Annotated in this window: 22 protein-coding genes; 14 read left to right on the top strand and 8 right to left on the bottom strand. The window is 38.5% G+C overall.

Annotated features, from left to right (window positions below; genetic code table 11):
- Positions 1 to 75: 75 nt before the first annotated feature.
- From FJN11_RS05230 to guaA, 6 genes are all read right to left on the bottom strand, one after another.
- Entirely contained in the window at positions 76 to 1,074 is a 999-nt protein-coding gene (locus tag FJN11_RS05230) for a sensor histidine kinase (protein WP_049551877.1), read from the bottom strand.
- Positions 1,058 to 1,747: a response regulator transcription factor gene (locus FJN11_RS05225; RefSeq protein ID WP_049551878.1), complete on the bottom strand. Its 690-nt coding sequence runs from the start codon at positions 1,745 to 1,747 to the stop codon at positions 1,058 to 1,060. The genes FJN11_RS05230 and FJN11_RS05225 overlap by 17 nt, the downstream gene beginning before the upstream one ends.
- A 32-nt stretch (positions 1,748 to 1,779) precedes the next feature.
- Entirely contained in the window at positions 1,780 to 3,834 is a 2,055-nt protein-coding gene (locus tag FJN11_RS05220) for an FtsX-like permease family protein (protein WP_125431012.1), read from the bottom strand.
- Positions 3,824 to 4,597 carry an ABC transporter ATP-binding protein gene (locus tag FJN11_RS05215; protein ID WP_049493441.1) on the bottom strand — a complete coding sequence of 258 codons (774 nt, stop codon included), beginning with the start codon at positions 4,595 to 4,597 and terminating at the stop codon, positions 3,824 to 3,826. The genes FJN11_RS05220 and FJN11_RS05215 overlap by 11 nt, the downstream gene beginning before the upstream one ends.
- Positions 4,598 to 4,949: 352 nt before the next feature.
- Positions 4,950 to 6,794 (bottom strand): DUF262 domain-containing protein, encoded by a 1,845-nt coding sequence (locus tag FJN11_RS05210; protein ID WP_049551880.1) that lies wholly within the window; start codon positions 6,792 to 6,794, stop codon positions 4,950 to 4,952.
- Positions 6,795 to 6,974: 180 nt separating this feature from the next.
- Positions 6,975 to 8,537 (bottom strand): glutamine-hydrolyzing GMP synthase, encoded by a 1,563-nt coding sequence (gene guaA, locus FJN11_RS05205; protein ID WP_140224246.1) that lies wholly within the window; start codon positions 8,535 to 8,537, stop codon positions 6,975 to 6,977.
- Between the two features lie 141 nt (positions 8,538 to 8,678).
- On the opposite strand from guaA, the gene FJN11_RS05200 reads away from it, so the two are divergent.
- The 12 genes from FJN11_RS05200 (at position 8,679) to sdbB (ending at position 18,922) form a co-directional block, all read left to right on the top strand.
- Positions 8,679 to 9,377 carry a GntR family transcriptional regulator gene (locus FJN11_RS05200; protein WP_042751018.1) on the top strand — a complete coding sequence of 233 codons (699 nt, stop codon included), beginning with the start codon at positions 8,679 to 8,681 and terminating at the stop codon, positions 9,375 to 9,377.
- Positions 9,378 to 9,514: 137 nt separating this feature from the next.
- Positions 9,515 to 10,801 carry a peptidase U32 family protein gene (locus tag FJN11_RS05195; protein ID WP_000169063.1) on the top strand — a complete coding sequence of 429 codons (1,287 nt, stop codon included), beginning with the start codon at positions 9,515 to 9,517 and terminating at the stop codon, positions 10,799 to 10,801.
- A gap of 314 nt (positions 10,802 to 11,115) precedes the next feature.
- Positions 11,116 to 11,316 (top strand): F0F1 ATP synthase subunit C, encoded by a 201-nt coding sequence (locus FJN11_RS05190; protein ID WP_001054560.1) that lies wholly within the window; start codon positions 11,116 to 11,118, stop codon positions 11,314 to 11,316.
- Positions 11,317 to 11,349: 33 nt separating this feature from the next.
- Complete coding sequence (gene atpB / locus FJN11_RS05185; RefSeq protein ID WP_000392870.1) at positions 11,350 to 12,060, top strand: F0F1 ATP synthase subunit A; 711 nt, start codon at positions 11,350 to 11,352, stop codon at positions 12,058 to 12,060.
- Positions 12,061 to 12,073: 13 nt separating this feature from the next.
- Positions 12,074 to 12,568, top strand: coding sequence for a F0F1 ATP synthase subunit B (gene atpF / locus FJN11_RS05180; protein ID WP_001103468.1), 495 nt, complete (start codon positions 12,074 to 12,076; stop codon positions 12,566 to 12,568).
- A complete protein-coding gene (locus tag FJN11_RS05175) occupies positions 12,568 to 13,104 on the top strand; it encodes a F0F1 ATP synthase subunit delta (RefSeq protein ID WP_049502213.1) in 537 nt (178 codons plus the stop codon). The genes atpF and FJN11_RS05175 overlap by 1 nt, the downstream gene beginning before the upstream one ends.
- 14 nt (positions 13,105 to 13,118) lie before the next feature.
- Positions 13,119 to 14,624 carry a F0F1 ATP synthase subunit alpha gene (atpA, locus tag FJN11_RS05170; protein WP_140224245.1) on the top strand — a complete coding sequence of 502 codons (1,506 nt, stop codon included), beginning with the start codon at positions 13,119 to 13,121 and terminating at the stop codon, positions 14,622 to 14,624.
- A 15-nt stretch (positions 14,625 to 14,639) separates the two neighbouring features.
- The gene (locus tag FJN11_RS05165; RefSeq protein ID WP_070479292.1) at positions 14,640 to 15,518 is read left to right on the top strand and encodes a F0F1 ATP synthase subunit gamma; all 879 of its coding nucleotides are present in this window, start codon (positions 14,640 to 14,642) and stop codon (positions 15,516 to 15,518) included.
- An 85-nt stretch (positions 15,519 to 15,603) separates the two neighbouring features.
- Positions 15,604 to 17,010 carry a F0F1 ATP synthase subunit beta gene (atpD, locus tag FJN11_RS05160; RefSeq protein ID WP_000094357.1) on the top strand — a complete coding sequence of 469 codons (1,407 nt, stop codon included), beginning with the start codon at positions 15,604 to 15,606 and terminating at the stop codon, positions 17,008 to 17,010.
- Positions 17,011 to 17,020: 10 nt separating this feature from the next.
- Positions 17,021 to 17,440 (top strand): F0F1 ATP synthase subunit epsilon, encoded by a 420-nt coding sequence (locus tag FJN11_RS05155; RefSeq protein WP_049493458.1) that lies wholly within the window; start codon positions 17,021 to 17,023, stop codon positions 17,438 to 17,440.
- Between the two features lie 196 nt (positions 17,441 to 17,636).
- Positions 17,637 to 18,344 carry a thiol-disulfide oxidoreductase-associated membrane protein CcdA2 gene (gene ccdA2, locus FJN11_RS05150; RefSeq protein ID WP_049500759.1) on the top strand — a complete coding sequence of 236 codons (708 nt, stop codon included), beginning with the start codon at positions 17,637 to 17,639 and terminating at the stop codon, positions 18,342 to 18,344.
- A gap of 11 nt (positions 18,345 to 18,355) precedes the next feature.
- Positions 18,356 to 18,922 (top strand): thiol-disulfide oxidoreductase-associated lipoprotein SdbB, encoded by a 567-nt coding sequence (gene sdbB / locus FJN11_RS05145; protein ID WP_049493461.1) that lies wholly within the window; start codon positions 18,356 to 18,358, stop codon positions 18,920 to 18,922.
- Positions 18,923 to 19,111: 189 nt separating this feature from the next.
- Here sdbB and pbp3 read toward each other — a convergent pair whose 3' ends face one another.
- Positions 19,112 to 20,353: a D-alanyl-D-alanine carboxypeptidase PBP3 gene (pbp3, locus tag FJN11_RS05140; RefSeq protein ID WP_049493463.1), complete on the bottom strand. Its 1,242-nt coding sequence runs from the start codon at positions 20,351 to 20,353 to the stop codon at positions 19,112 to 19,114.
- A gap of 102 nt (positions 20,354 to 20,455) precedes the next feature.
- Between pbp3 and FJN11_RS05135 the strand changes: the two genes are divergently transcribed.
- Both FJN11_RS05135 and tuf read left to right on the top strand, forming a co-directional pair.
- On the top strand, positions 20,456 to 21,565 hold the full coding sequence (locus FJN11_RS05135) for an AI-2E family transporter (RefSeq protein ID WP_070479288.1): 1,110 nt from the start codon (positions 20,456 to 20,458) through the stop codon (positions 21,563 to 21,565).
- A 206-nt stretch (positions 21,566 to 21,771) separates the two neighbouring features.
- On the top strand, positions 21,772 to 22,968 hold the full coding sequence (gene tuf, locus FJN11_RS05130) for an elongation factor Tu (RefSeq protein ID WP_140224244.1): 1,197 nt from the start codon (positions 21,772 to 21,774) through the stop codon (positions 22,966 to 22,968).
- Positions 22,969 to 23,250: 282 nt separating this feature from the next.
- On the opposite strand, the gene FJN11_RS05125 is transcribed toward tuf, so the two are convergent.
- Positions 23,251 to 24,264, bottom strand: a complete 1,014-nt coding sequence (locus FJN11_RS05125; protein ID WP_070481956.1) for a lactonase family protein — start codon at positions 24,262 to 24,264, stop codon at positions 23,251 to 23,253.
- Positions 24,265 to 24,374 lie beyond the last annotated feature (110 nt).

The following is a 24,374-nucleotide window of genomic DNA, read 5'->3' as shown; positions in this document are numbered from 1 at the left end:
AGCAGAAGTGCTTTCCTTTTTTATATAAAATATGTGCTTTCTATGATTAGGCAATTTTCTTAATCGAAAAATTGACTAAATAGAAAGAGAGATTTCAAATCCTTGCGTCCATTCGGATTTTACTGTGATTTCGATTTTTAAAGCATCTGCTAATTGTTTGACTAGATAGAGCCCCATACCTGTTGATTTTTTCCTTGTATCACCTGAATCACCTGTAAAGCCTTTTTCAAAGATATGAGGGAGGTCACAAGCTTTAACTCCGCAACCATTATCCCTAATAATCAGACTTGTGCGCCCCTTATCTTTTGACATAGAAATACTGAGTTCGGGCTTGTCAGAGCTATATTTAAGGGCGTTGGCGAGGATTTGAGAGAGGATAAATTCAAAACTGCGTTGATCGGTGTAGCAGATTCCTTGTATGTTCTCTAGCTGAATCGTAAATTTCTTTTCTTTGAGCAAGGGATCAAAGTTTTCCAAAAGATCTTGGATACACTCTTGGAGGTCAAGGTCTTCAAATAGAAAATCATTTTTTTCACTTTTCACCCTGTAATAGAATAGTATCTGTGATACATTTCCTTGGATTTGATTTTTCACATAGTCCAACTTAAAAGTTGTATCCTTTGGCAACTGGTCACTTTGATTGTCCAAAAGGAGGGAAAGAAGCGATAGAGGGAGTTTGATTTCATGAGCCCATTTTTCAACATAGTCCTCGTATTCGGCTAGTAATGAGTTGAGCTTTCCTATTTCCGCTTGCCTTTGGTAAAGCGCATTTGCGATTTCTTCGATGCTTTCTTTCTCTGAGGCACTTGATAAACGCAATAATTCCAGCTCCGTATCCATCTTAGGATTGGCTATGAAGGCTTTATAGGCAGCGGATTTTTTTCTTTCTTTTCTTATCAGTAGGAATGATAGGATGAAAAAGAGCAGGACAGTAGCTAAAAGATAGAGAATGATGAGGGCTTGAAACTTTCTCACGTCTGAAAGCCAAAGCAGGACAGCTGTGAATAGATCAAATGCTAAGAGAACAAGTAACCAAGGGAGATAGGTAGCCAAATATTTAGGATTCTGTTTCATATTCCCTTCCCTCTTCCAATTTGTAACCGATGCCTCTGACGGACTTGACTTGAAGTGCAATACCAGCCTGTTTCATCACCTTTTTGAGTCTTGCAATATTTACTTGAAGGGCATTTTCATCGATGAACTCAGTTGTATTCCACAGTTTCATGCTTAGTTCTTCTTTTGTGACGACAGAATCAGTTGCCACTAATAAAGTTTCTAACAATTTCCCTTGATTTTGGGGGAGTAAAATCGAGTGTCCATTGATATAAAGGGTATAGGTCTGTCTATCCAGCAGAAAATTATCTTTTTCAAGTAGATTTTGTCTGCCTTCATAGCGTTTCAAGATATTTTCTATACGTGCCAAAAATCTTTCTTTCTTGAAAGGCTTTGTTAGATACTCATCTGCCCCTAATTTCAGGGCGTAGATTTCATCTTTTAATTGTTCACGGGAAGTGAGAACCAATATAGGGACAGAGCGTTTTGACTTGAGATTTTTACAAATTTGAAAACCTGTTTCTCCTGGCAAATTCAAATCCAGTATGATTAGATCTGTATCGTATTGCAGCACTTGCTGGCTTGTATCTTTGAAGTCAGTCAACTTATCAACTTGATAACCCGCTTTCTCTAACAAGATGACAATTTCATCTCGAATCAAGGCTTCATCTTCAATAACCAGAATATGCTTCATATCGGTTCCTCCTTTTCCTATTTTATTCTACCTTATTCATCTCTTTTGGGTTCCATTAATGACAATAAGTACTTGTTGCTATTTTTCTTTACAATTCTGATATAGATGACTTCAAAGCCAGCTAATAGCAGTACGATCAGCATGGCTGTGATAAATCTCTGCCCCATAACCATTCTTGCGCTAGTGGGCACTATTCCTGTGAGGAGGGAGCTCACTCCGAAGCTACTACTGATAAGTGCAAGGGCTATTGGTAGACCGAAATACCAGTTGACTTGCTTTTCTGACGATTTACAAAGAGTTTCGTAGTTGGCACCAAGATGGATTAAGGTCTGGTATCGTCTATAGGATTGTCTTTGTCCCATCAAAAACTGAACGCCGATAATTGTATTTGCGACAACAAGGAAGATGATAGACAGATAGATGGTGACATAGCTGGCAGAGATAATGTAAAACAATTGTCTTCCCATATTTTGTATATAGCTTTCATAGCCAAGAGAGGTTTGATTTAGCTTTTCATTGGTATCTGAGATAGCTCTCATCAAGCCTTTTTCCTTGACTAGCTCAGGAGCCAAGATACCGCTAACATAGTTCGAATAGCGACCGTCTGTATAGCTCATGAAAATCTCATCTGGAACTATGAGAGCGACAGAGAGGGTTATCTCATGATCCGTTACGATTGGCAAAGACTCCACCTCGCCAATCAATTTTACATCATTTCCCATGACTTTGATTTGAGGCTTTGTCTTTAGGACAGAGTTGACGAGACTTTCATCTGGCAGAAAATCTTTCCCCATATACAAATATGCTTCCTTATTAGTTAGTTCTAGAGGAGGAAGATTGGCAGCCTTTTTAAGTTCATTGTATTCGGAAACTGGTATGAGGTGGGAATTAGTAGACTGTTTAAATTTATGGAGCAAAATTTCCTTGTTCTTGTTGTCTTTTTGATTTTTCAACTCCTTGATGACCTCTTCAAAGGACACGGATTCGTGTTCTTTAGTTTGGCCTACTTTAATTTGCAGAATCTTTGAAAACTGTGATACTAGTCCGGCAGCTTCAAGCTCTTTTTTAACTGCATTTACATCAAGATTTTCATCTGTTTCCTGCTTGCTATCTCTAAATGTATAATCCAATACGTGGGTTTGATTGCCTGGATTGCCGCTTGTAATGGCCACACCTGCTCCAAAGAGGCACAAGGCAGAGAAAATTAAGAGGGAGCAGACAGCCAGTATAGTTGAGCGTTGGATAACTAATTCCTGAATCTGTCTAAAATTATAGGCATGAAGTTTTCGATTGTTTCCAAGCTTGACCAAAAAGTCTATAAATAAACGCATACCAAAGAAGAGTAGGATAGTTCCCAGAGTTCCTAAGAGAACGGTGATGCCCATTGTTATGACATTTTCCCAAGCTCGTCCACTCATACCCATGTAATAGGCTGTTCCTAGAAGCAAAATTCCGAGGACAGAAGCAAGAAGGTACACCCCCTTGGGGAGTAGTTTCTTCATCCCAGAAGGAGAATAGGCGAGCAGGTTTCCGATTTCCATATTGGCAGTCTTTGCACTTAAAAGGACAAAAACAGCTAATTTTACGGCTAGGAAGCCGATGACTGTATAGAGTAGAGCTGTGGTAGATAGAGAAAATTGATGTTCAATAATCCCTAGTCCCACAATTTTAGCGGTTATTAGGCTAATCAATTCTGAAATTAAGATGGAAATAGGAAGGCCTATTCCAAGGGCAAGGACACTGTTTCTCAAATCCTCGAGTAGGAGCAGTAAGAAGAGTTTGCTTCTTCGCATGCCCAGTGTGAGATAAACACCAAATTCATGTTTTCTTCTTTCCATCTGCATACTGCTTGAGAAGTAAACTAGAAAAAAGAGAATAAAGAGCGTTGCTACATAAAGAATGGGAATCATGCTAAAGAGTTTATTTACAGCGTCACTTTCTATTTGTTTTAGAAAGTGCATCACATCTTGATGAGTCAAAGAAAGGATGATGTAAAAGGAGATAATAGACAGAACCATAGAACTGAAATACAGGCCGTTATTTTTTCGATCTCTTTTGCTATTTCTTGAGACTAATTTAGAAAACATTACCATCACCTCCAGCTAGTGCAGCCATGACCTTTAGTATTCTGTGATAGAAGTCTTCTTGACTTTCTCTTGGATAATCGCGACGGATTTCATGGAATAGTTTTCCATCTTGGATAAACAAGATGCGGTTGCAAAAGCTAGCTGCTACGGAATCGTGGGTCACCATGAGAATGGTGGTTTCTTCCACTTGATTCATTTCGGATAATTTTTGCATCAAAATGGTCGCATTTTTTGAATCCAAAGCTCCTGTGGGCTCGTCCGCAAATACAATCTTAGGGTCTAAAATTAAGGCGCGCGCAGCAGCTACCCTTTGCCGTTGACCACCTGATAATTGAGAAGGGAACTTATCCAGAAGTTCAGAAATATCCAGATATTGGGAAAGTAATTCTAACCGAACCTTGCTTTCGTTGGCATCGACCTTGTGCAAAGATAAGGGAAGTAAAATATTTTCTTTTGCTGTAAGATTGTCCAAGAGCTCAAAATTCTGGAAGAGATAGCCAATTTCCTTGCCTCTATAATCTGCTAATTGGCTCCCTTTTAACTGACCTAAATCCTTTTCTTGCATTTGAATGGAACCGTCAGTTGGCTTGATGATTGTGGCTAGACAGTTAAGAAGAGTTGTTTTCCCAGAACCGCTACTCCCCATAATTCCTAAGAACTCACCTTTTACAACTTGAAAAGATATGCTATCCAAGGCTTTGGTAATATTGGGACCTTTCCCATAATACTTTTTTAATGATTCTACTCGTAAAATTGTGTCCATGTGAAACACCTCCATTTTTTGTTACTATCATTATAATATGAATCAGAGTAGAATAATACTTACGGATGATGTAAGAAATCTTTATCGCTGACTTTTATAATCAGGTTATTGGAGCTATACTTACTATATTATAGCATGGTTTCAGGGATTTAAAAAGAGGAGTAGAGGTTGAAAAATTTTCCTAATATTGAGATCATAAAAAATAATACCACTGAAGTTCATGATCCAGCGGTATTATCTTACAGGAAAATCTATTTCCGTTCTTATTTTCTATTGTTACTTCATTTAGATCTGTCAAAGAATAATTGTAGCAAGCTAGTTTTAAAGAATTCTCTTCAGCCTACACTATTTTTTATCCAAAGATAAATCTCACTATACGATTACTGGCTTTCTCTGTTGCCTTATTAATATCATCTTTTTTCCAATATGGCTTTACATCATTGCCATAAGTTTCTACAAGAGCAGTCGCTAAGGGATAAATGCTATTAACATAGCCTAATTTACTCTTTTGTGTTGTAGATACCTTTGTTCTAAACCATTGATTTCCAATTGAGCGATTGATTTTTTCCTCGAGCAAAATTTTATTTCCAAGTTTATTTACTATTGCACGAAATTCCTCTTCAGAATTAATCTCGGCATCTTTGCGAATTTCTTGTAGATTTTTACCACTTAATGGCATTATATGCTCAATATCATATTTATCTCCTAATAGGAAAGTTGATTTTGTTTCTTTAGCAAATAGATACTCGTTCAAATATACAAGTTTATGTTTATTATACTCCAATATTTCGCTTTTGATATCTTCGTTATCCCAATTATAACGAAGATGATTCTCAAAGTCTTGTTTGATTTTTAGCTCGCTAATCTCTTTATCAGCTAATTTAACCTCTTCTGCAAAAAGGAATGTCTTAAAATACTTACTTGAATAGCCAGCATCTACCAGCTCCATGATTGTAAATAGTTTCAACAGGCTTTCAACGATGATCTCGACCCCTTCCTCTTTTACATTGTCTACATCAAATCTATATAAATAGCTTGAAAGAAAAAGTTTTGCATTTTCGTTAAATTTTAACAATACCTGAACACATGGATATTCGGAAATTTTTTTCCATATTTTAGCCAATCTAATCATGTCTTTACATAAATTAACTGGAGAATTTAGCAAGTCCTTATTTATCTCTGTATAGTATCTTCGTAATCCAGGTGTAGTAACGTTTACAACACCCGAATCACTTACAGTCTCTCCACGTATAGCCCTTGTGTAGTACATATGTTGCATTAAGATAGAATCTATATTAGCAATACCATTCTTAGTTAAATCACTAATTTGGGATAAGAGGCTTGTCCAAAGATTCGTAAATTCTTTTCCATTACCATCTTTTTCTGCTATAGCATATAGTTTTGCAGATATAATGTCTGCATCATATAACGGAAGTCCATCAGAGTTAAGAGAGTTGAACATTGTTATGGCTTGCTCTACCTGCCAGCTCTTAATTTCAATCACTTCACAATTATCAGTAAAAGCTTTTGCAATTATATTTAGTTGAGAAGCAGGCAATTCCTCAATGACTGTGTAAAAGTAGTTGAAGTTGCGGAAAAAATTTGTATACTTATTATCTTTCTGCTTGTATGGGATTTTGATAACATTACTTTTCGCTTCATCGTAATCTACAGAATTTAGAATAGAAGAGATGTCTGTTTTATACCGTTCGTTAATAGAGTAGCTTTCTAAAGTTAGCAATCTTTTACATATTTCTCCGTCCCTTTCTTTGTTAGGTTCATCGGTAATATCTTCAGACTCAACCTTATAAAGAATTCCCATGATCTTTCGTCTCCGTTCTTTTAGACCACGGAGAAGTCCTGCAGAATCTTCATCGTTTGGGGTTTGTTTTATCGAATCATTAATTTTAATAAGTAATGCCTTTAATAATAGTAAAAAGGTTGTCGTACGCTGTTGACCATCAATCAATCCAAATCTTGTATCATCTTCTTGGCAATTAATAATGATAGTTCCAAAGAAGTACGAATCTTTATTGTTGCTCGCGACAAAATTTTGAATATCCTGCCAAAGTTTATCGCAATGATCTGTTCCCCAAGAATATGCTCGTTGATATTCTGGAATAGTAAAAATTGTATTATCCTCTAGTTTAAGATAATCTCCAATTTTTCGAAGTTTAGGTTCAATATTTTTTGCCATTTACTTTCTTTCTCTTATTTAAACGTGTTATTGATGATTTTTTATCCGACATAATGATTTTGATTATTTTTTACAGTTTTCTTTTTAGAAATAATTCAAAAGGAAAGGAGTATATGTTTTTCTTTTTTACAAAACGCTGAAGTTCATGCTTCAGCGCTATTATTTTTATTATAGAAAACTCTATTCCCATTCAACAGTTGCTGGTGGTTTACTTGTAATATCGTAGACGATACGGTTAACGTGGTCCACTTCATTTACGATACGTACAGAAATCTTTTGAAGGACTTCCCAAGGAATTTTGGCAAAGTCAGCAGTCATACCATCGATAGAGGTGATGGCACGGATTGCAATCGTGTAGTCATATGTACGACCGTCACCCATAACACCAACTGAACGAACGCCTGTATTAACAGTGAAGTATTGCCAGATATCGCGGTCAAGACCTGCTTTAGCAATTTCTTCACGAAGAATATCGTCTGACTCACGAACTGTTTCTAGCTTTTCTTCAGTGATTTCACCCATAACACGGATAGCAAGTCCTGGTCCTGGGAATGGTTGGCGCCATACGATATGGTCTGGCATACCAAGCTCTGTACCAAGGGCACGAACTTCGTCTTTATAGAGAGTGTTGAGTGGTTCAATCAATTCAAACTGCATGTCTTCTGGAAGACCACCCACGTTGTGGTGTGACTTAATAGTTTGAGCTGTATCTGTACCAGACTCGATAACGTCTGTATATAAGGTACCTTGAGCAAGGAATTTCACATCTTTGAGCTTACTTGCCTCGTCATCAAATACATACACAAATTCATTACCGATGATTTTACGTTTTTGTTCTGGGTCAGAAACGCCAGCAAGTTTGTCAAGGAAACGTTTAGCAGCGTCTGCTTTGACGATATTCAAACCAAACTTACCACCAAGCATGTCCATAACTTGGTCCGCTTCTCCTTTACGAAGAAGACCGTGGTCCACGAAGATACAGATCAATTGATCACCAATAGCCTTTTGGAGAAGAACCCCAACTACAGATGAATCAACCCCACCGGATAGACCAAGAAGGACACGTTTATCACCGACAGTCTCACGGATTTTTTGGATCTGCATATCGATGAAGTTATCCATTGACCAATCACCTTTAGCCTTACAGATGTTAAGGGCAAAGTTACGAAGGATATCGTTTCCGTATGCAGAATGACGAACTTCTGGGTGGAATTGAATACCGTAAATGTGTTTATCTGGATTTTCAATGGCTGCGTATGGGCAGTCAGCTGATGTACCTGTACGAACAAAGTCAGAAGGAATCTCAGTAACCGCATCACCATGACTCATCAAAACAGTCTGTTCATCAGGTGTTGATTCAAAAAGAGCTGATGGTGTATGAGTTAGAGTTGATTGACCGTATTCACGATTTCCAGCATCACCTGCAGGAACAACTTTTCCTCCAAGTTTATGGGTCAACAACTGCATACCGTAACAGATTCCCAAAATTGGAATTCCAAGTTCGAAGATTTCTGGGTCAATATCAAATGAACCATCTTCGTATACAGAGTTTGGACCACCTGATAGGATAATTCCTACAGGATTGATTTCACGAACTTCAGCAGCTGAAATTTTATGGCTTTTTAGTTCTGAAAAAACACCAATCTCACGGATACGACGTGAAATCAGCTGGTTGTATTGGCTACCATAGTCCAATACGATGATTTTTTCTACATCTTGCAAATCAGTTGAAATGTTGCTCATCTTTTTCCTTTCTCAAAAGAAATATCTTTTTTCAATATTCTATCACAAATAAGGGCGAATTACCAACTAAACAAGGCGAAGTTTGACTTTTTCTAGTTTATTGGGGTACAATAGAGAAAAGATAGAAATGAAGTGAAAAATATGCTACCCGCTTATATGAAAATCCATGATCAGATTAAAAAGGATATTGACGAACACCGTTGGGCAATTGGTGAGAGACTTCCTAGTGAACGAGACTTAGCAGAGCAGTTTGCGGTCAGTCGCATGACCCTCCGCCAAGCCGTATCTCTATTAGTCGAAGAAGGCGTCTTAGAGCGCCGCGTAGGAAGTGGCACCTTTGTTTCTAGTACTCGGGTACAAGAAAAGATGCGAGGAACAACAAGTTTTACTGAAATTGTTAAGTCCCAAGGTAAAGTACCCTCTAGCCAGCTCATTTCCTACAGAAAAACCATTCCCAATGAGCAGGAAGTTGCAAAGTTAGGAATTTCTCCAACGGAGAATATTATCCGAATGGAACGGGTCCGCTATGCCGACCAAGTTCCTCTAGTTTATGAAGTTGCTTCTATTCCTGAAAAATTCATTAAGGACTTTAAAAAAGAAGAAATCACTAGTCATTTCTTCCAGACCTTGCAAAAACATGGCTACCGTATTGGCAAATCACAGCAGACTATCTATGCTCGCCTTGCTAAGGAAAAAATTGCCCACTATTTGGAAGTTGAAAAAGGACATGCTATTCTTGGTCTGACTCAGATTTCTTACCTAGAAGATGGTACTGCATTTGAATACGTAAAAAGTCAGTATGTAGGCGAACGTTTTGAATTTTATCTTGAGAATAACTAGTCTAGAAAGGCTAGTTTTTTGCTTTCTTAAAAGATTAGAATTGTCAAAACAATCTGTCTAGGCTTGATTTTATCACTTATTTACTATAAAATGAGAAGGAAAAACGTCAAACTTTTATATTGCAAATAGGAGAAAACATGACAAAAACATTAAAACGTCCTGAGGTTTTATCACCTGCAGGGACTTTAGAGAAGCTAAAGGTAGCTGTTCAATATGGAGCAGATGCTGTCTTTATCGGTGGTCAGGCCTATGGTCTTCGTAGCCGTGCCGGAAACTTTACTTTCGAACAGATGGAAGAAGGTGTCCAGTTTGCTGCCAAGTACGGTGCCAAAGTCTATGTAGCTGCCAATATGGTTATGCACGAAGGAAATGAAGCTGGTGCTGGTGAGTGGTTCCGTAAACTGCGTGATATCGGGATTGCAGCAGTTATCGTATCTGACCCAGCCTTGATCATGATTGCAGCGACTGAAGCGCCTGGTCTTGAAATCCACCTCTCTACCCAGGCAAGTGCTACTAACTATGAAACCCTTGAGTTCTGGAAAGAACTAGGTTTAACTCGTGTCGTTTTGGCGCGTGAGGTTTCAATGGAAGAATTAGCTGAAATCCGCAAACGTACAGATGTTGAGATTGAAGCCTTTGTTCATGGAGCCATGTGTATTTCATACTCTGGTCGTTGTACTCTTTCAAACCACATGAGTATGCGTGATGCTAACCGTGGTGGATGCTCTCAGTCATGCCGTTGGAAATACGACCTTTACGATATGCCATTTGGGAAGGAACGTAAGAGTCTTAAAGGTGAAATTCCTGAAGAATTTTCAATGTCAGCCGTTGATATGTCAATGATTGACCATATCCCGGATATGATTGAAAATGGTGTGGACAGTCTAAAAATCGAAGGACGCATGAAGTCTATTCACTATGTTTCGACAGTAACTAACTGTTATAAGGCGGCTGTTGATGCTTATCTAGAGAGTCCAGAGAAGTTTGAAGCTATCAAGCAAGACTTGATTGATGAGATGTGGAAGGTTGCCCAACGTGAATTAGCAACAGGTTTCTACTATGGTACGCCGTCTGAAAATGAGCAGTTATTTGGTGCTCGTCGTAAAATTCCTGAGTATAAGTTTGTCGCTGAAGTGGTTGCTTATGATGATGCGACACAAACAGCAACCATTCGCCAACGGAACGTCATTAACGAAGGGGACCAAGTTGAGTTTTACGGTCCAGGTTTCCGTCATTTTGAAACATATATCGAAGATCTGCATGATGCTAAAGGAAATAAGATCGATCGCGCTCCAAATCCAATGGAACTATTGACTATTAAGGTTCCACAACCTGTTCAAGCTGGAGACATGGTTCGAGCTCTCAAAGAAGGACTCATCAATCTTTATAAAGAAGATGGCACCAGCGTTACAGTGCGTGCTTAATAAACATGTAGGAGACGAAAGTTTTCTAGTTGCTTTCCCTTCAATCCTACTTACCAAAGAACCTTAGGTTAAAGAAAATATATTAATTTCCATCCGAGATTCCATCTCGGATTTTTTCATTATTTTTCAGAAAGAACTAGATAATGGACGAATTTATTACAAGTTTTTTCCAAAGTTTTCTATATAATAGACTTAAAAATAGTAAAATTGTAAATAATTTTCATTAAACGCTTTCAACGTAAGTAAAAAGTTGACAAATCCAATTTTTAGGACTAAACTAAGTAAGTAAATTTTAATTAAAAGGAGAATTCGTCATGAATTTAACATTTTTCGGTCTATGTCTTGCCTGTATGGGTGTATCTCTTGGTGAGGGTATGTTGATGAATGGTTTGTTGAAATCAGTTGCTCGCCAACCAGATATCATCTCAGAACTACGTAGTTTGATGATCCTAGGGGTTGCCTTTATTGAAGGTACTTTCTTCGTTACTCTTGTCTTTTCATTTATCATCAAATAAAAGAAGTATAAATTGAAAAAGGGAGGATTTTAGATGGAAGAAAGTATTAATCCAACCATCAATATTGGTCCTGTTACCTTTAATTTAACCATAGTAGTTTTGACTTTGTTGACTGTAGCACTTATTTTTGGCTTTATTTATTGGGCAACTCGAAATATGACTTTGAGACCCACAGGAAAACAAAATGTATTAGAGTATTTATTTGATTTTGTTGTTGGATTTACAAAATCAAACCTTGGTCCAATGATAAAGGATTATTCTCTCTTTTATTTCTGTTTATTCCTATTTATGGCCATTGCAAATAATATTGGCTTAATGGCTAGAATTCAGACTACAGATGGTGTAAATCTTTGGACCTCACCAACAGCAAATTTGTCATTTGACTTGGTCTTGTCTTTTACAATTATCTTAATGACCCACGTAGAAGGAATTCGTCGTCGTGGAATCAAAAAGTATTTAAAAGCATTTGTAACACCAGGTTTTATGACACCAATGAATCTCTTAGAAGAAGTTACCAATCTCCTTTCACTTGCATTGCGGGTATTTGGTAATATCTTTGCAGGGGAAGTGATGGCAAGTATGTTAGTCCTACTTTCTCATCAGGCCTTCTATTGGTACCCTATTGCTTTTGGAACAAATCTAATCTGGACTGCATTTTCTGTTTTTATTTCTTGTGTACAAGCATATGTATTTACATTGTTATCTTCAATGTACCTAGGAAATAAAATTAATGATGAAGAATAGAAAGGAGTAGTTTATGAATGTAACAGTAGGTGAATTACTTGGTGATTTTATACTAATCGCTGGTTCCTTTATTCTCTTGCTAGTCTTGGTTAAGAAATACGCTTGGTCAAATTTGACTAGCATTTTCGAACAAAGAGCAGAAAAAATTGCAGCAGATATTGACGGAGCTGAACAAGCACGTCAAAAAGCAGAAGTATTGGCTCAGAAACGCGAAGATGAATTGGCTGGTAGCCGTAAAGAAGCTAAGACAATCATTGAGAATGCGAAAGAAACAGCTGAGAAAAGCAAAGCTAGTATTTTAGCAGATGCTAAGCTAGAAGCAGGACGCTTGAAAGAAAAAGCGAACCAAGAAATTGCTCAAAATAAAGCTGAAGCTTTACAAAGCGTTAAGGGTGAGGTAGCAGATTTGACAATCAGCTTGGCTGGTAAAATCATCTCACAAAACCTTGACGGTCATGCCCATAAAGAACTCATTGATCAGTATATCGATCAGTTAGGAGAAGCTTAATGGACAAGAAAACAGTAAAGGTAATTGAAAAATACAGCATGCCTTTTGTCCAATTGGTTTTAGAAAAAGGAGAAGAAGACCGTATCTTTTCAGACTTAGCTCAAATCAAGCAAGTTGCTGAAGAAACAGGTTTACCTTCTTTTTTAAAAAAAGTGGCAGTCGACGAGTCTGACAAGGAAAAAACGATTGCGTTCTTCCAAGATTCAGTGTCGACTTTATTGCAAAACTTTATCCAGGTTCTTATCTACAATCACAGAGCAAATCTTTTTTATGATATTCTTGTAGATTGTTTGAACCGACTTGAAAAAGAAACAAATCGATTTGAAGTGACGATTACTTCTGCTCATCCTTTAACTGATGAACAAAAGAGTCGCTTGCTCCCTTTGATTGAGAAAAAAATGTCTCTTAAAGTAAGGAGTGTAAAAGAACAAATCGATGAAAGTCTTATTGGTGGTTTTGTCATTTTTGCCAATCACAAGACAATTGATGTGAGTATTAAACAACAACTTAAAGTTGTTAAAGAAAATTTGAAATAGAAAGTGGTGTTCTTTTGGCAATTAACGCACAAGAAATCAGCGCTTTAATTAAGCAACAAATTGAAAATTTCAAACCCAATTTTGATGTGACTGAAACAGGTGTTGTAACCTATATCGGGGACGGTATCGCGCGTGCTCACGGCCTTGAAAATGCCATGAGTGGAGAGTTGTTGATTTTTGAAAACGGCTCTTATGGTATGGCTCAAAACTTGGAGTCAACAGACATTGGTATTATCATCCTAGGTGACTTTACAGATATCCGTGAAGGCGATACAATCCGCCGTACAGGGAAAATCATGGAAGTCCCAGTAGGTGAAAGTCTGATTGGTCGTGTTGTGGATCCGCTTGGTCGTCCAGTTGACGGTCTTGGAGAAATCCACACTGATAAAACTCGTCCAGTAGAAGCGCCAGCTCCTGGTGTTATGCAACGTAAGTCTGTATCAGAACCATTGCAAACTGGTTTGAAAGCTATCGACGCCCTTGTACCGATTGGTCGTGGTCAACGTGAGTTGATTATCGGTGACCGTCAGACAGGGAAAACAACAATTGCGATTGATACAATCTTGAACCAAAAAGGTCAAGATATGATCTGTATCTATGTTGCGATTGGACAAAAAGAATCAACAGTTCGTACGCAAGTAGAAACACTACGTCAGTACGGTGCCTTGGACTACACAATCGTTGTGACTGCCTCTGCTTCACAACCATCTCCATTGCTTTTCCTAGCTCCTTATGCTGGGGTTGCCATGGCGGAAGAATTTATGTACCAAGGGAAACATGTTTTGATCGTTTATGATGATTTATCAAAACAAGCGGTAGCTTATCGTGAACTCTCTCTCTTGCTTCGTCGTCCTCCAGGTCGTGAAGCTTTCCCAGGGGATGTTTTCTACCTTCACAGCCGTTTGCTTGAGCGCTCAGCTAAAGTTTCTGATGAACTTGGTGGTGGATCTATTACAGCCCTACCGTTTATCGAGACACAAGCAGGAGATATCTCTGCCTATATCGCAACCAACGTGATTTCAATCACTGATGGACAAATCTTCCTTGGTGATGGTCTCTTCAATGCAGGTATTCGTCCAGCCATCGATGCGGGTTCTTCTGTATCGCGTGTAGGTGGTTCTGCACAAATCAAAGCCATGAAGAAGGTTGCTGGTACACTTCGTATCGACCTTGCTTCATACCGTGAGTTGGAAGCCTTCACTAAGTTTGGTTCTGACTTAGATGCGGCGACACAGGCTAAGTTGAACCGTGGACGTCGTACAGTGGAAGTTTTGAAACAACCTGTTCACAAACCATTACCTGTTGAGAAACAAGTAACCATTCTCTATGCTTTGACACATGGTTTCTTGGATACTGTTCCTGTAGATGAAATTGTTCGTTTCGAGGAAGAGTTCCATGCCTTCTTTGATGCTCAACATCCAGAGATTTTGGAAACCATTCGTGATACAAAAGACTTGCCAGAAGAAGCGGTCTTGGATGCTGCGATTACAGAGTTTCTCAATCAAACCAGCTTCCAATAAGAATAGAGGTGTCAGATGGCAGTATCTCTAAATGATATTAAAACAAAAATCGCCTCAACAAAAAATACGAGTCAAATCACTAATGCCATGCAGATGGTATCAGCTGCTAAGCTAGGTCGTTCTGAAGAAGCTGCTCGCAACTTCCAAGTTTATGCTCAGAAAGTTCGTAAACTTTTGACGGATATTCTTCATGGGAATGGAGCTGGCAGTTCAACCAATCCGATGTTGATTAGCCGTCCAGTTAAGAAGACAGGCTATATCGTCATTACTTCAGACAGAGGTTTGGTTGGAGGTTATAATTCTTCTATTCTGAAAGCTATTATGGAGTTGAAGGAGGAATACCATCCAGACGGTAAAGGTTTTGAAATGATCTGTATTGGTGGAATGGGAGCTGATTTCTTTAAAGCTCGTGGTATTCAACCACTTTATGAACTACGTGGCTTGGCAGATCAACCAAGCTTTGATGAAGTTCGTAAGATTATTTCAAAAACTGTTGAAATGTACCAAAATGAACTTTTTGATGAACTCTATGTCTGCTATAACCACCATGTCAATACGCTAACCAGTCAAATGCGTGTGGAGCAAATGCTTCCGATTGTTGACTTGGATCCAAATGAAGCGGATGACAGTTACAGTTTGACCTTTGAGTTGGAAACTAGTCGAGAAGAAATTTTGGAGCAGTTGTTGCCTCAGTTTGCAGAAAGTATGATTTACGGGGCTATTATCGATGCTAAGACAGCTGAAAATGCTGCGGGTATGACTGCCATGCAAACAGCGACAGATAATGCTAAGAAAGTCATTAATGATTTGACAATTCAGTATAACCGTGCCAGACAGGCGGCGATTACACAAGAAATTACAGAAATCGTAGCAGGAGCTAGTGCCTTAGAATAGGCACTAGTCCAGCTCGTATGAAAATGAACTTAGGACCTAGTTAAGCTAGGGACCGACAGTATCTTATATAGAATAGGAGAAGGAGATGAGTTCAGGTAAAATTGCTCAGGTTATCGGTCCCGTTGTAGACGTCTTGTTTGCAGCAGGGGAAAAACTTCCTGAGATTAACAATGCACTTGTCGTCTACAAAAATGACGAAAGAAAAACAAAAATCGTCCTTGAAGTAGCCTTGGAGTTGGGAGATGGTATGGTCCGTACTATCGCCATGGAATCAACAGATGGTTTGACTCGTGGAATGGAAGTATTGGACACAGGTCGTCCAATCTCTGTACCAGTAGGTAAAGAAACTTTAGGACGTGTCTTCAATGTTTTGGGAGATACCATTGACTTGGAAGCTCCTTTTACAGAAGATGCAGAGCGTCAGCCAATTCATAAAAAAGCTCCAACTTTTGATGAGTTGTCTACCTCTTCTGAAATCCTTGAAACAGGTATTAAGGTTATCGACCTTCTTGCCCCTTACCTTAAAGGTGGTAAGGTTGGACTTTTCGGTGGTGCCGGAGTTGGTAAAACCGTCTTAATCCAAGAATTGATTCACAACATTGCCCAAGAACACGGTGGTATTTCAGTATTTACCGGTGTTGGGGAACGTACTCGTGAGGGTAATGACCTTTACTGGGAAATGAAAGAATCAGGCGTTATCGAGAAAACAGCCATGGTATTTGGTCAGATGAATGAGCCACCAGGAGCACGTATGCGTGTTGCGCTTACTGGTTTGACAATTGCTGAATATTTCCGTGATGTAGAAGGCCAAGATGTGCTTCTCTTTATCGATAATATCTTCCGTTTCACTCAGGCTGGTTCAGAAGTATCTGCCCTTTTGGGTCGTATGCCATCAGCCGTTGGTTACCAACCAACACTTGCTACGGAAATGGGTCAATTGCAAGAGCGTATTACATCAACTAAAAAGGGTTCTGTAACCTCTATCCAGGCTATCTATGTGCCAGCGGATGACTATACTGACCCAGCGCCAGCAACAGCCTTCGCTCACTTGGATTCAACAACTAACTTGGAACGTAAGTTGGTACAATTGGGTATCTACCCAGCCGTTGACCCACTTGCTTCAAGCTCACGTGCCTTGGCACCTGAAATCGTTGGAGAAGAGCACTATGCAGTTGCTGCTGAAGTAAAACGAGTCCTTCAACGTTACCATGAATTGCAAGATATCATTGCTATCCTTGGTATGGATGAGCTTTCTGATGAAGAAAAGACTTTGGTTGCTCGTGCCCGTCGTATCCAGTTCTTCTTGTCGCAAAACTTCAACGTTGCGGAACAATTCACTGGTCAGCCAGGTTCTTATGTTCCAGTTGCTGAAACTGTTCGTGGCTTTAAGGAAATCCTTGATGGTAAACACGACCACTTGCCAGAAGATGCCTTCCGTGGTGTAGGTTCTATCGAAGATGTGATTGCAAAAGCTGAAAAAATGGGATTTTAAGAGGTGATCTATGGCTCAGTTAACTGTCCAGATCGTGACACCAGATGGTCTCGTCTATGATCACCATGCCAGCTTTGTATCAGTTCGAACTCTGGATGGTGAGATGGGAATCTTGCCACGACATGAAAATATGATTGCAGTTTTAGCAGTGGATGAGGTTAAGGTTAAACGTGTAGATGATGAAAATCACGTGAACTGGATTGCAGTAAACGGGGGTGTTATCGAAGTTGCCAATGGCGTTGTCACAATTGTTGCTGACTCTGCAGAACGTGCTCGTGATATCGACGTTAGTCGTGCAGAACGTGCCAAACTTCGAGCAGAGCGTGAAATTGAAGAAGCACACGACAAACACTTGATTGACCAAGAACGTCGTGCGAAGATTGCACTGCAACGTGCCATTAACCGTATTAATGTCGGAAATAGACTATAAGAAAAAAATGAACTTGAGTTACCAAGTTCATTTTTTATGTTTTCTTAGGGAGCAAAACTGATGCAAAATTAGAATTGTCTAGAGATATAAAAGATAATTAAAAGATTGCATAGTTCAATTTGCGTAGCAGAAATCATACAAATGAAATTGATTATAGTAAAATAGAATTAGAATTATTAAGAAAGTTGGTTTTTTATTGGAAACGATAGTATTTTCAATCTCCGTTTTTTTAGCAGGGATTTTGTCCTTCTTTTCCCCTTGTATTTTCCCTCTGTTACCTGTTTATACTGGAATTTTATTGGATGATCAAGAAAGCGCAAAAAGTTTTTCTTTGTTTGGGAGAAAGGTTGCCTGGTCAGGTCTGATTCGAACTCTTTGCTTTATCGCAGGCATTTCACTCATTTTCTTTATTCTAGGATTCGGTGCTGGTTACTTTGGTAACATTCTCTATGCCAATTGGTTTCGCTATACCATGGGAACAATTATTATCATTTTAGGCCTTCACCAGATGGAAATTTTTCATTTTAAGAAATTAGAGGTTCAAAAAAGCTTTACTTTTAAGAAATCAGAAGCCAATCGTTATTGGTCAGCCTTTTTACTCGGTATTACTTTTAGCTTTGGTTGGACGCCTTGTATTGGTCCAGTTTTAAGTTCTGTTTTAGCGCTTGCGGCTTCTGGAGGCAATGGCGCTTGGCAAGGAGCTATCTATACCCTAATTTACACTCTTGGGATGGCCATTCCTTTCTTAGTTTTGGCTCTAGCTTCAGGTGTAGTAATGCCTTATTTTAGTAAAATCAAGCGTCATATGATGCTACTGAAGAAAATTGGTGGTTTCCTCATTATTTTAATGGGAATTTTGTTACTATTAGGACAAGTAAATGTTCTAGCTGGTATTTTTGAATAAAGGAGAAAAAGATGAAAAAAGTAATGTTTGCTGGCTTAAGCCTCTTGTCACTAGTTGTATTGATGGCCTGTGGCGAGGAAGAGACTAAAAAGACTCAAGCACCAGAACAATCCCCAAAACAACAGCAACAAACGCCTGTACAACAAATTGCTGTTGGAAAAGATGCTCCAGACTTCACCTTGCAATCTATGGATGGTAAAGAAGTTAAGTTATCTGATTATAAGGGGAAAAAAGTCTACTTGAAGTTTTGGGCTTCATGGTGTGGTCCATGTAAGAAAAGTATGCCTGAGTTGATGGAATTAGCAGCGAAACCAGATCGTGATTTTGAAATTCTTAGTGTCATTGCACCAGGAATTCAAGGTGAAAAAACTGTCGAGCAATTTCCACAATGGTTCCAAGATCAAGGATATAAAGATATCCCAGTACTTTATGACACAAAAGGAACCACCTTCCAAGCTTATCAAATTCGAAGCATTCCTACAGAATACCTGATTGATAGTCAAGGAAAGATTGGAAAGATTCAATTTGGTGTCATCAGCAACGAGGATGCAGAAGCAGCCTTTAAAGAAATGAACTAGAATCAAGATTTTAAAATAGTATTTATACAATCAATCCCCTAGATTTTAGATAGTATTAATCTAAGATTTAGGGGATTTTTGCTATCAATAAATTAAGTTTAAAAAAGAAGGGAGTTCTGTATTATACAGATTCCCCTTCTTTTTCTTTAAACATAATATTTATTTTTTAGCTTTAAGAAGTTTATTATATCATAGCTTCTCGTTGATAAAGCGGATAAACTGATTCCACCAAACTTTTAAGAAGAAGGCTTTTTCTACTTTCTTTTCTGCTACCATTTCAAAACTAGGACGTTCTGTGGTGATGTAACCTTGACCAATCAAGTCTGAGTCTTCATAAGTCAAATGTCCAACCACTGTTCCGGCTTCAAGTGGTGCTGGAATTGCCTTAGAATCAGGTGTGAATTGAACAGATTGAGAAGATTGATTCCCAATACGTTCAATTAGAGAAATATCATCTTTAGCAACAGCAGTGACTGTATCTTCTTTTCCGTCTTGTACAGGGACTTTGCTATCTTGATAGGCATCACCTTTCTGAACGATTTTGCGAAGTGTGAATGTAGAAGAGATATAATCCATTAGTGAAGATGTAGCTGTGAAGCGAGCGTAAGGATTATTGTCTTGATGATCCGCATTCAAAACAACTGTGATAACCCTCATGCCTTTTTCGACAGTAGTACCAACAAAAGACTCTCCAGCCTTATCTGTGGTCCCTGTTTTTAATCCATCAAAACCACCGCGATAAGCAGGCATACCCTCTAACATGTAATTGGTAGAAGTGATTGTCATTCCAGCAAAAGTAGAAGAAGGTTTTTTCGTGATTTCTAAGACTTGTGGGTATTTTTTGATGAGGTTGCGAGCAACGATAGCGACATCATAAGCACTGAGCTTATTTTCCTCATCTTTTTTAGAGCCTGGGTAAATGTTATCACCTAGACTCTCATTGTTAAGCCCCGTCGTATTGACAACAGTTGCATCCGAAATTCCCCATTCCAAGAGTTTTGCCCTCATCATATCGACGAAATCTTTTTCTGAGCCTGCAATTTTCTCAGCTAGCGCAATAGCCGCACTGTTGGCGCTAGATACCAGGGTTGCCTCAAGTAGTTGTTCGACGGTATAATTACGAGCTTCCATAGGAACGTTACTCGCTTCAGAATTTGTCGTTAATTTGTAAGGATAATCAGAAATATCTACCGGAGTTGATAGTGTAATACTGCCGTTTTCCAAGGCTTCATAGACAAGATAAACAGTAATTAACTTTGTGATTGAAGCAATTTCAACTGGCTGGGTTGCATCTTTCTCATAGAGAATTTTACCAGTATTTGCCTCAACAGCAATTGCATGTTTAGCAGCAATATTAAAATCTTGAGCAGCAACAGTAGATGCTGAGCCAATAATGGAAAGGCTTAAAAGAGTTAAAATTATTTTTTTCATAGTAAGTTTATTCTATCATAAAGAAAAAAATATTCCCAGTTTCATGATAGAAGAAAGAAGCTTTTTTGAAAGTGTGGTAAAATAGATGAATGGAGGTACTTCATGTTTCGTAAGAATAAATTATTTTTTTGGACCAGTGAGATTTTACTATTAACCATCATCTTCTATTTATGGAGACAGATGGGAGCGATTATTACACCTTTTGTAAGCGTTGCAAACACTATAATGATTCCCTTTCTTTTAGGTGGTTTTTTATATTATTTGACCAATCCTATTGTAAATTTTTTACAAAAGTATTTCAAAATTAACCGTATCATTGGTATTTTACTAACCTTGTGTACCTTGGTCTGGGGGCTAGTTATTGGGGTAGTTTATCTTTTACCGATTTTGATTAATCAGTTGACCAGTTTGATAGCAACAAGTCAGACAATTTATAGTCGTTTGCAAGATTTGATTGTGGATTTATCTACTTATCCAGCCTTTCAAAATTTAGATATTCAAGCGACAATTCAACAATTAAATCTATCCTATGTAGATATTCTACAAAATATCTTAAATAGTGTGACGAATAGTGTTGGAAGTGTCTTATCTGCGCTCTTTAGTACCGTTTTGATTATTATCATGACCCCTGTGTTCTTAATTTATTTTTTGTTAGACGGTAACAAGTTCTTGCCGATGCTTGAACGTACTGTTTTAAAGAGAGATAAGCTACATATTGCAGGCCTATTAAAGAATTTGAATGCGACAATTGCTCGCTATATTAGTGGAGTTGCAATTGATGCGATTATTATTGGGTGTTTGGCCTTTATTGGATATAGTATTATTGGTTTAAAATATGCATTGGTCTTCGCCATCTTTTCAGGATTAGCCAATCTCATTCCTTATGTAGGACCAAGTATTGGCTTGATTCCAATGATTATCGCTAATGTCTTTACTGATCCTCATAGAATGCTGATTGCAGTTGTTTATATGCTGATTATTCAACAAGTAGATGGAAATATCCTCTACCCTCGAATCGTTGGTGGGGTAATGAAGGTTCATCCAATTACGATTTTAGTATTGCTTTTGTTATCAAGTAATATCTATGGTGTCATTGGCATGATTGTCGCAGTACCAACCTATTCTATCTTGAAAGAAATTTCTAAGTTTTTATCACGTTTGTATGAAAATCATAAAATAATGAAAGAACGAGAAAGAGAATTAGCTAAGTAAAAGTCAGGAAATTCCTGATTTTTCTTTTTGTTTAGCTAAGTGATAGGAGCAGAAGTGTCGTTTAGATTAGTAGATTAAGAATAATTCACAAAAACTTTGTAAAACACTTGCAATTTAGCTGAAATTTGATAAAATAGTAAGGAAAGTTAGACTGTATTGCCTACTGTCTATCTATAAAATATATTTTATTGGAGGCTTTTACTCAAATGGCAAAAGAAAAATACGATCGTAGTAAACCACACGTTAACATTGGTACTATCGGACACGTTGACCACGGTAAAACTACCCTAACTGCAGCTATCACAACTGTTTTGGCACGTCGCTTGCCTTCATCAGTTAACCAACCTAAAGACTATGCGTCTATTGATGCTGCTCCAGAAGAACGCGAACGCGGTATCACAATCAACACTGCGCACGTTGAGTACGAAACTGAAAAACGTCACTACGCTCACATCGACGCTCCAGGACACGCGGACTACGTTAAAAACATGATCACTGGTGCTGCTCAAATGGACGGAGCTATCCTTGTAGTAGCTTCAACTGACGGACCAATGCCACAAACTCGTGAGCACATCCTTCTTTCACGTCAGGTTGGTGTTAAACACCTTATCGTCTTCATGAACAAAGTTGACTTGGTTGACGACGAAGAATTGCTTGAATTGGTTGAAATGGAAATCCGTGACCTATTGTCAGAATACGACTTCCCAGGTGACGATCTTCCAGTTATCCAAGGTTCAGCTCTTAAAGCCCTTGAAGGTGACTCTAAATACGAAGATATCGTTATGGAATTGATGAACACAGTTGATGAGTACATCCCAGAACCAGAACGTGACACTGACAAACCATTGCTTCTTCCAGTCGAAGACGTATTCTCAATCACTGGACGTGGTACAGTTGCTTCAGGACGTATCGACCGTGGTATCGTTAAAGTCAACGACGAAATCGAAATCGTTGGTATCAAAGAAGAAACTCAAAAAGCAGTTGTTACTGGTGTTGAAATGTTCCGTAAACAACTTGACGAAGGTCTTGCCGGAGATAACGTAGGTGTCCTTCTTCGTGGTGTTCAACGTGATGAAATTGAACGTGGACAAGTTATCGCTAAACCAGGTTCAATCAACCCACACACTAAATTCAAAGGTGAAGTCTACATCCTTACTAAAGAAGAAGGTGGACGTCACACTCCATTCTTCAACAACTACCGTCCACAATTCTACTTCCGTACTACTGACGTTACAGGTTCAATCGAACTTCCAGCAGGTACTGAAATGGTAATGCCTGGTGATAACGTGACAATCGTCGTTGAGTTGATCCACCCAATCGCCGTAGAACAAGGTACTACATTCTCTATCCGTGAGGGTGGACGTACTGTTGGTTCAGGTATGGTTACAGAAATCGAAGCTTAATTCGATTTAGTTCCCAGAAGAACAATTATTTAAGTCAGACACTAAAAGAATCTTGCTTTGCAAGGTTCTTTTTCATTATGTCACTATTAGTCCGTCTAGCTCCGTTAGGTGTGAGACAAATAAATGATGGCTGTGAAATATTTTTACTTTTCATGGAAAAATTGTTTTGAGAAAGGTTCCATCTTTTTTTGGGGGAGTAATTTGTTGATATAAAAAAGACAAACACTAAAATGATGTTTGTCTTTGGTGTGTAGCTCCATTAGTTGGTCAGTTATAATTATGTTAATTAGCAAATCTGATGCAGACCGCTTCTGGGACATGGAAGTCATTAGAAAGTTCTGCTAGACGACCAGTTTCAGGATTGCGTTTAAAGACGGTTGCATTGTCAGAGTCTTGATGGATAGCAATGACAAATTCTTGATCTGGTGTCAAATCAAAATCACGTGGAGTCTGACCATGAGTCGGAACGATTTCTAACAACTCTAAACTACCGTCCGCAAGGATTGTATATACTGCGATAGAATCATGACCACGGTTAGAAGCGTAGAGATATTTACCGTCTTTAGAGAGACGAATAGCAGCAGTACCATTAAAGCCTTCATAACCGTCTGGTAGAGTTGAAATGACTTGCATGCGTTCAAATTCGCCAACACCATCGTAGATTAGAACCTCGATAGTGCTATTAAGTTCACAAATGAGATAAGCAATTTTATAATGATTATGGAAAATAATATGGCGTGAGCCTGCTCCTGGCTGGCTGTGATAGGTATAGAGTTTAGATAATTTTCCTTCTTGATCAAGATCATAAGTGATGACTTGGTCAGTTCCCAAGTCGCAAGTCACTAGATAGTGGTCAGGTGTTAAATCTGTATAGTGAACATGTGGAGAAGCTTGATTTTCATGTGGACCTTGGCCACTGTGTTGATCCACATCACTAAGTAGAAGACGACCATCTTCCTGACGTTTATAAACAAGGACTTGTCCCTTGTGGTAGTTTGCTGCGTACACCAAATCACGCTTTTCATCAACGGCAACATAACAGTGGGGAGCTCCTTCTTCCACGACATGATTTAATAAGGTTCCATCAGTTTGATAGGCTGCAATCCCCCCCTTATCGTCTTGACTACCAACAGTGTATAAATGTTGGTGTTGGTCAAAGGCAAGGTAGGTCGGACTTGGCTCAGCTGCAAAAAGTTCTAGATTTGAAAGCTGACCAGTTTCTGTATCGAAGTCTGCCTTGTAAATCCCTTGGGAAGTCCGACGTGTATAAGTTCCAAAATAAACAGTTTCTTTCATAACTTTACCTCTTTATAAAGATAAGTCTATTATATCACAAAATGAATTTATAATATGCTATGCGGTGCAATTGAGTAGTATGTAAGCACTTTAAAAAAGAGTTATTTTGA

Origin of the sequence: Streptococcus symci, assembly GCF_006385165.1 — a bacterium.
Lineage (GTDB): Bacteria > Bacillota > Bacilli > Lactobacillales > Streptococcaceae > Streptococcus > Streptococcus symci.
The sequence above is the reverse complement of the archived record's forward strand: the minus strand, read 5'-3'. Positions and strand labels throughout refer to the sequence as shown.

Coding starts and splice junctions, on each gene's coding strand:
- FJN11_RS05135 (WP_070479288.1), top strand. CDS start 20,456: ATGTTTCGTAAGAATAAATTATTTTTTTGGACCAGTGAGATTTTACTA.
- sdbB (WP_049493461.1), top strand. CDS start 18,356: ATGAAAAAAGTAATGTTTGCTGGCTTAAGCCTCTTGTCACTAGTTGTA.
- FJN11_RS05220 (WP_125431012.1), bottom strand. CDS start 3,834: ATGTTTTCTAAATTAGTCTCAAGAAATAGCAAAAGAGATCGAAAAAAT.
- atpF (WP_001103468.1), top strand. CDS start 12,074: ATGAATGTAACAGTAGGTGAATTACTTGGTGATTTTATACTAATCGCT.
- FJN11_RS05175 (WP_049502213.1), top strand. CDS start 12,568: ATGGACAAGAAAACAGTAAAGGTAATTGAAAAATACAGCATGCCTTTT.
- FJN11_RS05190 (WP_001054560.1), top strand. CDS start 11,116: ATGAATTTAACATTTTTCGGTCTATGTCTTGCCTGTATGGGTGTATCT.
- pbp3 (WP_049493463.1), bottom strand. CDS start 20,353: ATGAAAAAAATAATTTTAACTCTTTTAAGCCTTTCCATTATTGGCTCA.
- FJN11_RS05225 (WP_049551878.1), bottom strand. CDS start 1,747: ATGAAGCATATTCTGGTTATTGAAGATGAAGCCTTGATTCGAGATGAA.
- tuf (WP_140224244.1), top strand. CDS start 21,772: ATGGCAAAAGAAAAATACGATCGTAGTAAACCACACGTTAACATTGGT.
- FJN11_RS05155 (WP_049493458.1), top strand. CDS start 17,021: ATGGCTCAGTTAACTGTCCAGATCGTGACACCAGATGGTCTCGTCTAT.
- FJN11_RS05195 (WP_000169063.1), top strand. CDS start 9,515: ATGACAAAAACATTAAAACGTCCTGAGGTTTTATCACCTGCAGGGACT.
- FJN11_RS05210 (WP_049551880.1), bottom strand. CDS start 6,794: ATGGCAAAAAATATTGAACCTAAACTTCGAAAAATTGGAGATTATCTT.
- FJN11_RS05125 (WP_070481956.1), bottom strand. CDS start 24,264: ATGAAAGAAACTGTTTATTTTGGAACTTATACACGTCGGACTTCCCAA.
- FJN11_RS05165 (WP_070479292.1), top strand. CDS start 14,640: ATGGCAGTATCTCTAAATGATATTAAAACAAAAATCGCCTCAACAAAA.
- FJN11_RS05215 (WP_049493441.1), bottom strand. CDS start 4,597: ATGGACACAATTTTACGAGTAGAATCATTAAAAAAGTATTATGGGAAA.
- FJN11_RS05230 (WP_049551877.1), bottom strand. CDS start 1,074: ATGAAACAGAATCCTAAATATTTGGCTACCTATCTCCCTTGGTTACTT.
- guaA (WP_140224246.1), bottom strand. CDS start 8,537: ATGAGCAACATTTCAACTGATTTGCAAGATGTAGAAAAAATCATCGTA.
- atpB (WP_000392870.1), top strand. CDS start 11,350: ATGGAAGAAAGTATTAATCCAACCATCAATATTGGTCCTGTTACCTTT.
- atpD (WP_000094357.1), top strand. CDS start 15,604: ATGAGTTCAGGTAAAATTGCTCAGGTTATCGGTCCCGTTGTAGACGTC.
- FJN11_RS05200 (WP_042751018.1), top strand. CDS start 8,679: ATGCTACCCGCTTATATGAAAATCCATGATCAGATTAAAAAGGATATT.